Origin of the sequence: Micromonospora sp. WMMD975 (assembly GCF_029581215.1) — a bacterium.
GTDB lineage: Bacteria > Actinomycetota > Actinomycetes > Mycobacteriales > Micromonosporaceae > Micromonospora.
The window spans coordinates 5,703,388-5,716,102 of sequence record NZ_CP120739.1; the positions used below are offsets into that span (position 1 = coordinate 5,703,388).

11 protein-coding genes are annotated in these 12,715 nt (G+C 74.4%); 6 read left to right on the forward strand and 5 right to left on the reverse strand.

Translation table 11 applies throughout. The features are described from left to right. Positions 1-7: 7 nt before the first annotated feature. From O7613_RS25360 to O7613_RS25370, 3 genes are read right to left on the reverse strand one after another with little or no spacing between them, the layout of a single operon-like run. Positions 8-1,105, reverse strand: coding sequence for a hypothetical protein (locus tag O7613_RS25360; RefSeq protein WP_282290356.1), 1,098 nt, complete (start codon positions 1,103-1,105; stop codon positions 8-10). 55 nt (positions 1,106-1,160) lie between these two features. Next, entirely contained in the window at positions 1,161-1,418 is a 258-nt protein-coding gene (locus O7613_RS25365; protein ID WP_281585856.1) for a DUF6457 domain-containing protein, read from the reverse strand. Beyond that, on the reverse strand, positions 1,415-2,185 hold the full coding sequence (locus O7613_RS25370; protein ID WP_282290357.1) for an NTP transferase domain-containing protein: 771 nt from the start codon (positions 2,183-2,185) through the stop codon (positions 1,415-1,417). The genes O7613_RS25365 and O7613_RS25370 overlap by 4 nt, the downstream gene beginning before the upstream one ends. A 597-nt stretch (positions 2,186-2,782) precedes the next feature. On the opposite strand from O7613_RS25370, the gene fdhD reads away from it, so the two are divergent. After that, positions 2,783-3,637, forward strand: a complete 855-nt coding sequence (fdhD, locus tag O7613_RS25375) for a formate dehydrogenase accessory sulfurtransferase FdhD (RefSeq protein WP_281585854.1) — start codon at positions 2,783-2,785, stop codon at positions 3,635-3,637. Positions 3,638-3,791: 154 nt separating this feature from the next. Here fdhD and O7613_RS25380 read toward each other — a convergent pair whose 3' ends face one another. Then, positions 3,792-4,892 carry a DUF4192 domain-containing protein gene (locus O7613_RS25380; protein WP_282290358.1) on the reverse strand — a complete coding sequence of 367 codons (1,101 nt, stop codon included), beginning with the start codon at positions 4,890-4,892 and terminating at the stop codon, positions 3,792-3,794. A 163-nt stretch (positions 4,893-5,055) separates the two neighbouring features. On the opposite strand from O7613_RS25380, the gene O7613_RS25385 reads away from it, so the two are divergent. The 5 genes from O7613_RS25385 to O7613_RS25405 all read left to right on the forward strand — a co-directional run bounded on the left by O7613_RS25385 (position 5,056) and on the right by O7613_RS25405 (position 12,015). Then, positions 5,056-5,970 (forward strand): fructosamine kinase family protein, encoded by a 915-nt coding sequence (locus O7613_RS25385; RefSeq protein WP_281585852.1) that lies wholly within the window; start codon positions 5,056-5,058, stop codon positions 5,968-5,970. Beyond that, a complete protein-coding gene (moaA, locus tag O7613_RS25390) occupies positions 5,967-6,983 on the forward strand; it encodes a GTP 3',8-cyclase MoaA (RefSeq protein ID WP_281585851.1) in 1,017 nt (338 codons plus the stop codon). Before O7613_RS25385 ends, moaA begins: the two co-directional genes overlap by 4 nt. 2 nt (positions 6,984-6,985) lie before the next feature. After that, complete coding sequence (locus tag O7613_RS25395; RefSeq protein ID WP_282290360.1) at positions 6,986-7,231, forward strand: MoaD/ThiS family protein; 246 nt, start codon at positions 6,986-6,988, stop codon at positions 7,229-7,231. 11 nt (positions 7,232-7,242) lie between these two features. Next, a complete protein-coding gene (locus O7613_RS25400) occupies positions 7,243-8,718 on the forward strand; it encodes a metallophosphoesterase (protein WP_282290362.1) in 1,476 nt (491 codons plus the stop codon). A 114-nt stretch (positions 8,719-8,832) separates the two neighbouring features. Continuing rightward, entirely contained in the window at positions 8,833-12,015 is a 3,183-nt protein-coding gene (locus O7613_RS25405) for a UvrD-helicase domain-containing protein (protein ID WP_282290364.1), read from the forward strand. Between the two features lie 62 nt (positions 12,016-12,077). Here the strand turns inward: O7613_RS25405 and O7613_RS25410 are convergent, their stop codons facing one another. Next, positions 12,078-12,713, reverse strand: coding sequence for an A24 family peptidase (locus O7613_RS25410; protein WP_282290366.1), 636 nt, complete (start codon positions 12,711-12,713; stop codon positions 12,078-12,080). Between the last annotated feature and the right edge of the window lie 2 nt (positions 12,714-12,715).

Consider the following 12,715-nt stretch of genomic DNA (forward strand, 5'->3'; position numbering starts at 1 on the left):
GGCGTTGTCAGAGGTACATGCCGGTGCGGTGCTCCTGCGCCCGGGCCGGCTTGTCGCCCTCGCCGAAGAAGCGCTTGCCACCGAACTCGCCGTGCAACCGGTCGTCGAGCTCGTCGGCGAGACCGGTCATCACCTGCACCGCGAGCATCAGGTGGGTGGCCTGGAAGTTGCGGCCGAAGACCGGGATGGACGCCCAGACCGTGTCGTCGGCGCAGTAGAGCCGCCCGATCGGCATCCGATTGGTCAGCTCGGAGAGCTTCACGTAGAGCCGCTCGGTCGGCTCGACCTCGGTCAACACCGGCGAGAAGACGTCGACGAGCGGCGGATTGTCGCGTACCCGCACGAACACCATGGCCGAACCGGCCCGGATGTTGATGTCACCGTCGGAGTCCACCTGCACCTGGTCGGCGTCCGACTTTAACATCGTCGAGACGACCGTCCGGACCCGCTCCTCCAACGCCAGCACGTCATTCTCGCCCGCCTGGGCCGCCGCGGCGGCCAACGCCTCGTCGAGGTCCGCCTCGGAGCCCCGGTCCTGGCCGAACTCACCGCGCGCGGTGCCGAGCGGCTCCACCGCCAGCGGCTCACCGTCGGCGTCCTGCACCAGATAGACCAGGAACGCGGGATGCGGGGCGCCGTAGACGTCGCGCAGCGTCCGGGAGAGTACGGCCGACAACCGGGTGGCCTCGTCGGTGCCGCAATCCAGGCCGAACTGCTCGCCGGAACCCGGCACCACGCCGGGCGGCGACCAGCCCAACGCCACCATGTCCGCCACCGCCCCCCGGTCCAGCCGGAACCCCGGCGGGAGCGTGGCGTTGCCGACCGCCCGGGCCGACAGGCCACCCCCCTCGGCGGCGTCGGCGCTCACCGAATAGACGGCGTCCCCGGTGCCGGAGGCGGTCGGATCGAGCGTCACCTCCAGGTGCCCACCGGCCGGCAGCCCGCGCAGCCGGTCGGCAAGCGCCCGGGCGAACTCCCGCCATGCCTCCGTCACCTTGGCCCGCAGGTCGGCCGTGGTCGGCTCGTCGAGCAGGATCGACTCGTGCTGCTCCGGCATGCCGCCGGCAGGCTGGTCGACCGGCGCCGAGGGGTGGTCTGCCGTCATGATCGCCTCCGTCCGTTCCCGCCACCCTACCCAGAGGCACTTTCACCGGACCGGGCTACTTCACCCCGCTGGTCCCGTCCAACTCCACCGGCCAGGAGCCCGCCAGCGTGCTGAGCCGGGCCGCCGCCGCGGTCGGATCCGCGCCGCGTCCCACGGCCACCCCCAGGAGGTACGCGCTGACCGGCGCGCCCGGCCGGAGCACCTGGTGCGCCACGTCCCGCGCCACGTCGAGCACCGCCGACACCGGCACCTCGGCCGGGTCCAGCTCCAGTTCCGCACAGGCAGCGGTGACCCAGTCGTCCAACAGCGTCATCTCGTCCACTCCTCGGCCCGGCGTACGTCCTCGTCAGTGTCGCAGTCGAACCAGGGCGGCGGCCCGGTGCCGGACCACGTCACCTCGCAGACCGTGACACCGGCAAGCAATCCGCGCACCGGCGCACCGTCGACCGTGCCGCCCCGCTCCGCCGCCAGCCGATCGAGGGCCGTACGCAGCGCCGCCAACCGCCACACCCCGCAGAGCTGCTGCCGGCGACCGGCGTCGTCCACGTAGCAGGCCACCCCCGCCGTCGACCCGTCGAGCGCCAGCCGCAGCTCGGCCACCGCAGCGGAGGTGAGCAGCGGCAGGTCGGCGGCGAGCAGGGCAACCGTGGTCGTCTCGGACGGCAACAGGGCCAGCCCCGCCGCGGTGGCGGCCACCGGACCTCCACCTGGTGGTTCCTCCCGGATCACCCGCACTCCCGCAGGCCACGCGCCGGGGTTGCCGGTCCGGCCGGACTCGCCGCTCCCACCGGACTCGCCGCTCCCACCGGACTCGCCGCTCCCACCGGACTCGCCGCTCCCACCGGACTCGCCGCTCCCACCGGACTCGCCGCTCCCACCGGACTCGCCGACCCGACCGGACTTGCCGGGCGGGCCGAAGCTTCCGGGCGGGCCGACCACGATCCGCTCACTCGCGTCGGCCACCGCGGCCAGCACCCGATGCAGCATCGGCTGGCCCCCGACCGTCCGGGCGGGCTTGTCCGTCCCGCCCATCCGCCGGGCCGCGCCACCGGCGAGCAGCACCGCCGCATACCCGGTCATCGCCTCACCCTACTCAGGGACCCGCCCTTGACCGGGTGCGCGCGGCGCCCGAGCCGGTCCCGTACCCCGGGCTGGTTCTCCACACCGATCTTGATCGCCCCCTTCGCCGAGGTGGCGCGCGGACCCGCGTGTTGATCGACTCCATTCCGCCGGAGTGGTCGTATCCCGAAGCTTGATCGACTCCAGCTCGCCGAGGTGGCGGTATGCAGGACTGCCGGATAGCGCCACCTCGCCGAGCTGGTGTGGGTTGCCCCTGCGGCAGGGCGGACGGTGGAGCGGAACCGCAGGCACGGGCACGGGCCTGCGCACGGGCACGGGCACGGGCCTGCGCACGGGCACGGGCACGGGCCTGCGCACGGGCACGGGCACGGGCACGGGCACGGGCACGGGCACGGGCCTGCGCACGGGCACGGGCAGCCTGAGCACGGGCACGAGCCTGAGCACGGGCACGGGCATGAGCAGCGAAGCCGAGCCCGAACGGCGGAGCCGGAGCCCGGACGCGCGGAGCCGAAACGCGGATGGCGGATCAGGGCGGAAACGCGGCGGGGCGGACGGGTGGAGGTGCGGGCGGGGTGACGTGCGGGAGAGGATGGCGGCATGGGACGGGCGACTGACCGGCGTAGCGTGCTGCGGATCGACCTCGGGGCCACGGGCGACCGCCGACCCCGGGTCCGCCGGCAGGACACCCTGTCGGTGGAGGAGCCGCTGGAGATCCGGGTCGGGCCGGCCGGCCCCGGCCGCCGCCGACCGCTCGCCGTGACCATGCGCACCCCGGGCGACGACCTGGACCTGGCGATCGGTTTCCTGCTCACCGAAGGGCTGATCCGGTCCGCCGAGGACGTGCACACCGCGCAGCTCTGCGCCGGGGCGGAAACCCCCAACACCTACAACGTGGTCGACGTGGTGCTCTCCCCCGGCGTACCGGAGCCGGCCACCGATCCGGCGCGCAACTTCTACACCACCAGCTCGTGCGGGGTGTGCGGAAAGGCAAGCATCGAGTCGGTGCGCACCCGCTCACGGTTCGCCGTCCGGGAAGATCCCTTGGAGGTCACCGCCGAACTGCTGGCCGAACTGCCCGACCGCCTACGCTCCGCGCAGCGCGCCTTCGACCGCACCGGCGGCCTGCACGCGGCCGGGCTCTTCGACGCCGGCGGCGAACTGCTGGTGCTGCGCGAGGACGTGGGCCGGCACAACGCCGTGGACAAGGTGGTCGGGTGGGCGGCCCGGGCGGACCGGCTGCCGCTGGCCGGGCATGTGCTGCTGGTGTCCGGACGGGCCAGCTTCGAGCTCACCCAGAAGGCGTGGATGGCCGGTGTGCCGCTCCTCGCGGCGGTCTCCGCGCCCAGCACACTCGCCGTCGAACTGGCCGAGGAAGCCGGCATGACGCTTGTCGGCTTCCTGCGGGCTCCGACCATGAACGTCTACACCGGGGCCCAGCGCGTGCCAGCTTGACCCACGCCGGCCAGCGGCGCGGGGCACGGCCACTCAGGGACGCCGGACGGCCTCCGGACACGGCCGGCGGGACACGACCGGCGGGACACGACCGGCGGGACACGGCCGACTCAGGGCGCGGGCCGCCGACCCAGCGGCCCGGGAGACGGCCCGCTCAGCGACGCGGAGGGCGACGCCGGCGGCGGCGGAGCACCGATGTGCCGGCGGTGCCGGGCCAGCCGTCCAACTCGGACGGGGACACCCCGCGGCGGAGCGTGTCGTCGAGGAACACCGCGAGCGGGTAGTCGGGGTGGTCGGCGAGTACGCGTTCCAGGGCGACCGCGGCCAGTGCGCCGTGCCCGGATCGCCAGGCGGCGAACGCGAGCAGAGTGCCGGGCGCCGCCGTCAGATCCGGCTCGGCCCGGCGCAGCACATCCGTCCAGAGGCTGATGTCGGCGTCGCGGCCGTCGGTGCGGGACCACGCGTGATCGCGTACCGCGAGGTCGGTGAGGAGAACGGTCAGCCAGGCCACCTCGTCGTCGTCGAGCCGTTCGCCGCGCCGCTGCCGCCGGAACGCGGACCGCACCGCAGCCGTCCCGGCCGAGCGCACGGCCCGGGCCGTCCCACCCCGACCACCGCCGCCCGAAGCACCGACCGACGAGGCAGGGGAAGCATCACCGGGCGAGGCGCTGTCGGTCGGCTCACCGGTGAGTGCGGCCAGTCGACGGCGGGCCCGTCCGGTGGCCCGGCGTAGGGCGAGCCGGACCGGGCCGTCGTACGGCGACACCTGCGCGGCCAGCGCGGCGCGGTCGGGCAGTGCGACCTGGCCGGCGAAGACCGCCGCCGCGCTGACCTGGCTTGCTGCCGGGTCGTACGGGGTGCCCTCGGCCGGGCAGCAGGCGGGCTCGTCGCAGAGGTAGGACCACCAGCGCCCGTCGGTGACCCGGAGTGCGTCGAGGACGATCAGCCCTGCCTCGTCCAGCGCCTCGCCGACCGCGTCCACGGTGCCGGTGACCCGGGCGGCCGGGCCGTAGCCGATGACCGTGGCGGCGTCGGCGTGCTGGCGCGTCACCACAAGCGCCAGGTGCCGGGCCGCCGGGCCGGGGTGGGTGCCCGGTTCGGGCAGGTCGCCCCGGGCGGCGAAGACCACCTGCCGGCCCCGCATCGCGACCACCACGACGCTGTCGGTGGGATGGAAGCCGAGCAGGTAGGGCACGGCGACGACGAGGTCGGCCGGCGAGCGGACGGAGAGGCGGGGGCGCTCGGTGGAGTTCATGCCGGGAGCTTGCGTGCCCGGCGGGGGCCGCGTCCGACCCTGTGGACGACACGCGGTCCATCCACAGATACGGAGAGTATCGCCCCAGGTGAGAGCCGATCGGCCACCGTCGAGGCACGGGCAACACCCGCCGGATGTCCCAGCCACCGGCTACCTTGCGCTCATGGACCTGGCATACCTGCGGGCACATCCGGAGCACCTGCCGACCTTCCTGACCCACCAGCGGATCCGGGAGACCCCGGTCGCCGGCGGCGACATCTGCACCGCCTCGCGGCTCACCCTCGACGACGGGCACTCCGTCTTCGCCAAGAGGTGGCCGGAGCGGGCGACGCAGCCGGTGCCCGACGGCTTCTTCGCCACCGAGGCGGCCGGCCTGCGGTGGCTGCGTGAGGCAGATGCGGTTCCGGTGCCGGAGGTGCTTGTCGCGTTGCCGGAGCTGTTGGCGCTCGACTGGGTGGAGCCGGGCGAGCCGAGCCCGGAGGCGGCAGAGGCGTTCGGCCGCGGGCTGGCCGGGCTGCACCGGGCCGGCGCGCCCGCGTTCGGCGCGGAGTGGACCGGGTTCGTCGGCGCGCTGCCGCAGGACAACACCGTCGAGCCGGGGCCTTGGCCGGACTGGTTCGCCCGGCGCCGCCTTCTGCCTTACCTGCGCATGTCGGTCGACCGCGGCGCGCTCGCCGGGGAGGCGGCGGCGCTGGTCGAGCAGGTCGTCGACCGGATCGGCGAGTGCGGCGGCGACGAACCGCCGGCCCGGGTGCACGGCGACCTCTGGCCCGGCAACCTGCTCTGGGGGGCAGACGGCCGGGCATGGCTGGTCGATCCGGCCGCGCACGGCGGCCACCGCGAGACCGACCTGGCGCAGCTCGCGCTCTTCGGTGGCGCGCCGCTGCTGGATCGGATCCTGGCCGCCTACCGGGAGACCTGGCCGTTGGCCGACGGTTGGCGCGAGCGCGTGCCGCTGCACCAACTGCACCTGCTGCTGGTGCACACCGCGCTCTTCGGACCGGCGTACGCGGACGCGGTGGTTTCCGCCGCCCGGGCCGCGCTGGGGGGCGTCCGGCGCGCTACGGTCGGGAGATGACCGCCCCCCGGACGACGGCCGACGGGCTCCTCACCGACCGGTACGGCCGCGTCGCCCGGGACCTGCGGGTCTCGCTGACCGACAAGTGCAACCTGCGCTGCACCTACTGCATGCCGGCCGAGGGCCTGCCCTGGCTGGCCGGTCCGCAACTGCTGACCGACGAGGAGATCGTCCGGCTGGTCGGTGTCGCGGTGCGCCGGCTCGGCATCACCGAGGTGCGCTTCACCGGTGGCGAGCCGCTGATCCGGCCTGGTCTGCCCGGCATCGTGGCGGCCGTCGCCGCGTTGTCGCCCCGGCCGCGCATCTCGCTGACCACGAACGGCATCGGCCTGGCCCGGCTCGCGCCGGCGCTGCGCGCGGCCGGGCTGGACCGGGTCAACGTCTCCCTTGATACGCTGGACCGGGCCCGCTTCGCCACGTTGACCCGCCGCGACCGGCATGACGACGTGCTCGCCGGATTGGCCGGAGCGGCAACCGCCGGGCTGACCCCGGTCAAGATCAACACCGTGCTGATGCGCGGCGTCAACGACGACGAGGCGCCGGAGCTGCTCCGGTTCGCCCTGGCGCACGACTACCAACTCCGGTTCATCGAGCAGATGCCGCTGGACGCCCAGCACGGCTGGGACCGGTCGACCATGGTCACCGCCGACGAGATCCTGGCCGCCCTGCGCGCCGAGTTCGAGTTGCGTCCCGACCCGGCCGAGCGGGGCGCCGCGCCGGCCGAGACCTGGCTGGTGGACGGCGGGCCGGCCCAGGTCGGGGTGATCGCCAGCGTGACCCGGCCGTTCTGCGGCGACTGCGACCGCACCCGGCTCACCGCCGACGGCCAGGTGCGCAACTGCCTCTTCGCCACCGAAGAGTCCGATCTGCGGGCCGCGCTGCGGGCCGGTGCCGACGACGAGGAGATAGCCCGCCGCTGGCGCGCCGCGATGTGGGGCAAGCGGGCCGGACACGGCATCGACGACCCGACCTTCCTCCAGCCCGTCCGGCCGATGTCGGCGATCGGAGGGTGACGGTGGAGCTGACCGTCCGCTATTTCGCCGGCGCACGCGCCGCCGCAGGTCGCGCCGAGGAGAGCGTCCCCGCCGGCCGGTCGCTTGACGAGCTTCTCGACGACCTGGCCAGCCGGCACGGCGAGCACCTGGCGGTGGTGCTCGGGGCAGCGAGTTTCCTGGTCGACGGCGTGGCCTGTCATGATCGTCGGGCATCGTTGCCGGCCGGGGTGACGGTGGACGTGCTGCCACCCTTCGCGGGCGGCTGAGGGAGGCCGACGTGCTGGCGATGGCGACATTCGTGGGTTTCGTCGTGCTCGTCATCGGCCTGATCCACTTCTACCTGTGGAAGCGGCTGGTCCGGGACACCACCCGTCCGGGCCGGTGGCGGCGGGTCGGGGCGGTGGCGGCGCTCCTGCTCGCGCTGCTGGTGCCGGCGACGCTGGCCGGCACGCGGAACGGCTGGTACTGGCTGGCCTGGCCGGGCTACCTCTGGCTGGCTCTGATGTTCTACCTGCTGGTGCTGCTGCTCGTGCTGGAGGTGCCGACCGCGGTGGTGCGTCTCGTCATGCGCCGGCGCGCCCGGTCGGCCACCGCCGAGGGTCCGGAACCCGAGCCGGCGCTGGTGGGCACCGGCAACCCGCCCGCCGCGCCCGCCTCGACCGGCGACGCGGCTGACGGCCAGCCCGCCGCGGATGCCGCTGGCGCGCGGTTCACCGGCGACCGGCCGCCAGCCGCGGACGCCCGCGGCGCGCGGCCGGTCGACCACGCCGACCCGGGACCGCCGGCCGCGGACACCCGCGGCGCGCGGCCGGTCGACCACGCCGACCCGGGACCGCCGGCCGCGGACACCCGCGGCGCGCGGTCCGTCGATCACGCCGACCCGGGGCCGCCGGCCGGCGTGGAGGCGGGGCACGACCCTTCCCGCCGGCTGCTGCTCGCGCGTGGTACGGCGATCTTCGCCGGGCTCACGGCCGCTGGCATCACCGGGTACGGCGTGCGGACCGCGATGGGCCCACCCCGACTGGACCGGGTCCGGATCCCGCTGGCCAAGCTGCCCCGGAGCATGGACGGGCTACGGATCGCGACCGTCTCCGACATCCACCTCGGACCGTTGCGCGGCCGGGCGCACACCGAGCGCATCGTCGCCATGATCAACCGCCTGGACGCCGACCTGGTGGCCGTGGTCGGTGACCTGGTCGACGGCACCGTGGCCGAGCTGGGCGAGGCGGCCGCACCGCTGCGGGACCTGCGCTCCCGGTACGGCAGCTTCTTCGTGACCGGAAACCACGAATACTATTCCGGAGTGGAGGAGTGGGTCCGCGAGGTGGACCGGCTCGGCCTGCGGGTGCTCCAGAACGAGCGGCAGGAGATCCGGGCCCGGGGCGGAGTGCTGGACCTGGCCGGGGTCAACGACGTGACCGCCGCCGGCACCGGGTTGGCCGCGCCGGCCGACTACGCCGCCGCGCTCGGCGACCGCGACCCGAGCCGCCCGGTGGTGCTGTTGGCACACCAACCGGTGGCCGCGCACGAGGCGGCGACGTTCGGCGTCGACCTCCAGCTCTCCGGGCACACTCACGGCGGTCAGATGGTGCCGTTCAACCTGGCGGTGAAGCTCCAGCAGCCGGTGGTATCCGGTCTGGGCGAGGTGGACGGCACCAAGGTCTACGTGACGAACGGAGCCGGTTTCTGGGGGCCGCCGGTGCGGGTCGGCGCTCCGCCGCAGGTGACCCTGGTCGAGCTGCGCGCCCCCTAGCGCGAGGAGCGAGCCCATAGCCCGCCCGGGCCGCCGCGTCCAGCACCGCATTGCTCAGGTCACGCGTACGCGTGGCGGCGGGCGGGTAGGCAACCGGACATGACAGGATGCGGCGTGCCTCCGTTCAGCGCCGCACCCCCCGGTGGCCTTCCGCCCTACGTCGCGGATCTGCACATCCACTCGAGATACTCCCGGGCGTGCAGCCGCGATCTGACCCTGCCGAACCTCGGCTGGTGGGCCCGGCGCAAGGGCATCGGGGTGCTCGGCACCGGCGACTTCACCCACCCCGCCTGGTACGATCACCTGCGCGAGACGCTGCACCCGGCCGAGCCCGGCCTCTACCGGCTCGCGCCGGAGGCGGAACGGGACATCGCCCGGCGGTTGCCGCCCCGGCTGGCCAGCGAGGCCGAGACGGACCCGGTCCGGTTCATGCTGAGCGTGGAGATCTCCACGATCTACAAGCGGGACGACCGGACCCGGAAGGTGCACCATCTGATCTACCTGCCCGACCTGGACGCGGTGGGCCGGTTCAACGCCGCGCTGGGTCGGATCGGCAACCTCGGGTCGGACGGCCGACCGATCCTCGGGCTGGACTCCCGCGACCTGCTGGAGATCACCCTGGAGGCCAGTTCGGACGGCTTCCTGGTGCCGGCGCACATCTGGACGCCCTGGTTCTCCGCGCTCGGGTCGAAGTCGGGCTTCGACGCGATCGCCGACTGTTACGCCGACCTGGCCGAGCACATCTTCGCCGTGGAGACCGGGCTCTCCTCCGATCCGGAGATGAACTGGCGGGTCGGCAGCCTGGACCGGTACCGGTTGGTGTCCAACTCGGACGCCCACTCGCCGCCGGCACTGGGCCGGGAGGCGACCGTCCTGACCGCGAACCGCGACTACTTCGCGATCCGCGAGGCGCTGCGCACCGGCGAAGGGCTGGCCGGCACCGTCGAGTTCTTCCCCGAGGAGGGCAAGTACCACGCCGACGGGCACCGGCTCTGCGGGGTGAACTGGTCGCCGGAGCGGACCCGGGAGGCCGGCGGGCGCTGCCCGGAGTGCGGCAAGCCGCTGACCGTGGGCGTGCTCAGCCGGGTCGAGGAGCTTGCCGACCGACCGGCGGGGCACCGGCCGCCGCACGCCCCCGAGGTGGCTCACCTGGTGCCGCTGGCCGAGATCCTGGGTGAGCTCAACCGGGTGGGCGCACGGTCGAAGAAGGTCGAGGGCAAGCTCAACGAGCTGGTCGCGGCGCTCGGCCCGGAGCTGGAGATCCTCACCCGTACGCCGGTGGAGGAGATCGGGCGGGTCGGTGGCGAGCTGCTCGCGGAGGGCATCGGCCGGCTGCGCCGCGGCGAGGTGCGTCGGGTGCCGGGTTACGACGGCGAGTACGGGGTGATCACGCTCTTCGATCCGGCGGAACTGGGCACCTCGGGCGGCGGTGCGCAGGACGCGCTGTTCGACGTACCCGTGCCCGCGCAGCGGCGGCCCGCGGAGCCGGCGCCGAAGCCGAAGGCCAAGCGCCCGGCGGCGGTCCGCCCCGAGCCGAGTCGCACGCCGCCGCCGGTGCCGCCGCTCGCGCCGCAGCCCTCGCCGCACGAACCGTTCGAGCCGATGCTCGCCGGCATGGAGGAGGTCGGCACCGGCCTGCTGGACCGGTTGGACGCGATGCAGCGGGTGGCCGCCTCCGCGCCCGGTGGTCCGCTGCTCATCGTGGCCGGTCCGGGCACCGGCAAGACCCGGACGCTCACCCACCGGATCGCCTACCTGTGCGCGGAGTTGAACGTCTTCCCGGACCAGTGCCTGGCGATCACGTTCACCCGGCGGGCGGCCGAGGAGCTGCGGCACCGCCTGGACGGGCTGCTGGGGCCGGTCGCCGAGGACGTCACGGTGGGCACGTTCCACTCGCTCGGGCTGACCATGCTGCGGGAGAACGCGGCGGCGGCCGGGCTGCCGGCGGACTTCCGGATCGCCGACGACGCCGACCGGGCGGCGGCCCGCGCGGAGGCCGGCGACGACGACCAGCGGTACGTGGCGCTGCTGCGCAAGAAGGATCTGGTCGACTTGGACGAGCTGCTCACCCTGCCGGTGGCGCTGCTCAACGGGGACCGGAAGCTGGTCCGGGAATACCGCGAGCGGTGGAAGTGGATCTTCGTCGACGAGTACCAGGACGTCGACGCGGTCCAGTACGAGCTGCTGCGACTGCTCAGCCCGGCCGACGGCAACCTGTGCGCGATCGGCGACCCGGACCAGGCGATCTACTCGTTCCGGGGCGCGGACGTCGGCTATTTCCTGCGCTTCTCGCAGGACTTCACCGACGCCCGGCTGGTCCGGCTGAACCGCAACTACCGCTCCTCCGCGCCGATCCTGGCCGCCGCGGTGCAGGCCATCGCGCCGTCGTCGCTGGTCCGGGGCCGCCGCCTCGACCCGGCCCGGCTCGACCCGGAGGCCCCGCTGGTCGGCCGGTACGCGGCGACGTCGGTGTCCGACGAGGCCGACTTCGTGGTGCGTACCGTCGACGAGCTGGTCGGCGGCCTGTCCCACCGGTCCCTGGACACGGGCCGGATCGACGGGCGGACGACGTCGCTGTCCTTCTCCGACATCGCCGTGCTCTACCGCACCGACTCGCAGGCCGCGCCGATCGTGGACGCGCTGGCCCGGGCGAACATTCCGGTGCAGAAACGCTCGCACGACCGGCTGCGTGACCGGCCGGGTGTCGCCGCCATCGCCCGCGAGCTGCGCCACGCCGGTTTCGACGGCTCCCTGACCACCCGGGTACGCGAAGCCGGTCGGGTGGTGGCCGAGCGCTTCGCCGTGCCGACGCTCGACGGCTCCGGCGCGGTACGCCCCGAGGACGTCCGCGCGGCCGTGGACCTGCTCACCCCGCTGGCCCGGCGCTGCGACGACGACCTCGAACTCTTCCTCAACCAGCTCGCGACCGGCGCGGAGGTGGACGCGCTCGACCCGCGCGCCGAGGCGGTCACGCTGCTCACGCTGCATGCGGCCAAGGGCCTGGAGTTTCCGGTGGTGTTCCTGGTCGGGGCCGAGGACGGCCTGCTGCCGCTGCGCTGGCCCGGCTCCGAGCCGGACGAGGACGCGGTGGCCGAGGAGCGCCGACTCTTCTTCGTCGGGCTGACCCGGGCGCAGGACCGGCTCTACGTCAGCCACACCGCCCGTCGCACCCGGCACGGCACGGAACGCCAGACCCGTCCGACGCCGTTCCTCGACGTGATCGACGCGGGCCTGTTCGACCGGCTCGGCACCGCCGAGCCGCGCCGCCCGCGCGATCACCAGCTCCGCTTGATGTGAAAGGAGGGGGCCCCTATTAACGCCTCCGGTATAGGAGGGGCCCCTTATTAACAACCGCATGCTCAGGTGAGCACGGCGGCGAGCCAGGCGCCCGCGAGGATCGCCGGGCCGAACGGCAGCGGGGTGTCCCGGCGTACCCGGCCGGTGGCGAGCAGCACGAGCACCGCCACCCCGGCGACCACGTGTGGAAGAAGCAGGCCCAGTCGGAGCGTCGGCCAGCCGAGCCAGCCCAGCGGGAACCCGAGGGCGGCGGCGAGCTTCACGTCGCCGAAACCGAGCCGGGCGCGCGGCAGCAGCGCGAGCAGCACGTATCCGCACAGGGACAGGCCGGCGCCGGCCACGGCGGTGGCCGCGCGGCCCGGTTGGTCGGTGACCGCCGCCGTCCCGACCAGGCCGAGCCCGCCGCCGAGCGCCACCACGCCGACAAGCGGATCGGGCAGGCGCAGCGCGATCAGGTCGGTCACCGCGAGAACCAGGCCGGCCGCCGCGATCAACAGGAGCACCGGCAGCGCGGGGTCGGCGCCGTGTGTGGCGGCCAACCCGCCGAACACCACGGCTCCGGTGACCGTCATGCTGGCCCGGCGCGGCGGGACGCCCCCGACGCCGACGACGTGGCGGCCGAGCGGCACCGCGACCAGACCGGCCAGCGCGCCGAGCAGCACCGCCCCCGCCACCGAAGCCACCGACGCCACGGACACGG

Coding starts and splice junctions, on each gene's coding strand:
- O7613_RS25385 (WP_281585852.1), top strand. CDS start 5,056: ATGGACCTGGCATACCTGCGGGCACATCCGGAGCACCTGCCGACCTTC.
- O7613_RS25360 (WP_282290356.1), bottom strand. CDS start 1,105: ATGACGGCAGACCACCCCTCGGCGCCGGTCGACCAGCCTGCCGGCGGC.
- O7613_RS25380 (WP_282290358.1), bottom strand. CDS start 4,892: ATGAACTCCACCGAGCGCCCCCGCCTCTCCGTCCGCTCGCCGGCCGAC.
- O7613_RS25365 (WP_281585856.1), bottom strand. CDS start 1,418: ATGACGCTGTTGGACGACTGGGTCACCGCTGCCTGTGCGGAACTGGAG.
- moaA (WP_281585851.1), top strand. CDS start 5,967: ATGACCGCCCCCCGGACGACGGCCGACGGGCTCCTCACCGACCGGTAC.
- O7613_RS25370 (WP_282290357.1), bottom strand. CDS start 2,185: ATGACCGGGTATGCGGCGGTGCTGCTCGCCGGTGGCGCGGCCCGGCGG.
- fdhD (WP_281585854.1), top strand. CDS start 2,783: ATGGGACGGGCGACTGACCGGCGTAGCGTGCTGCGGATCGACCTCGGG.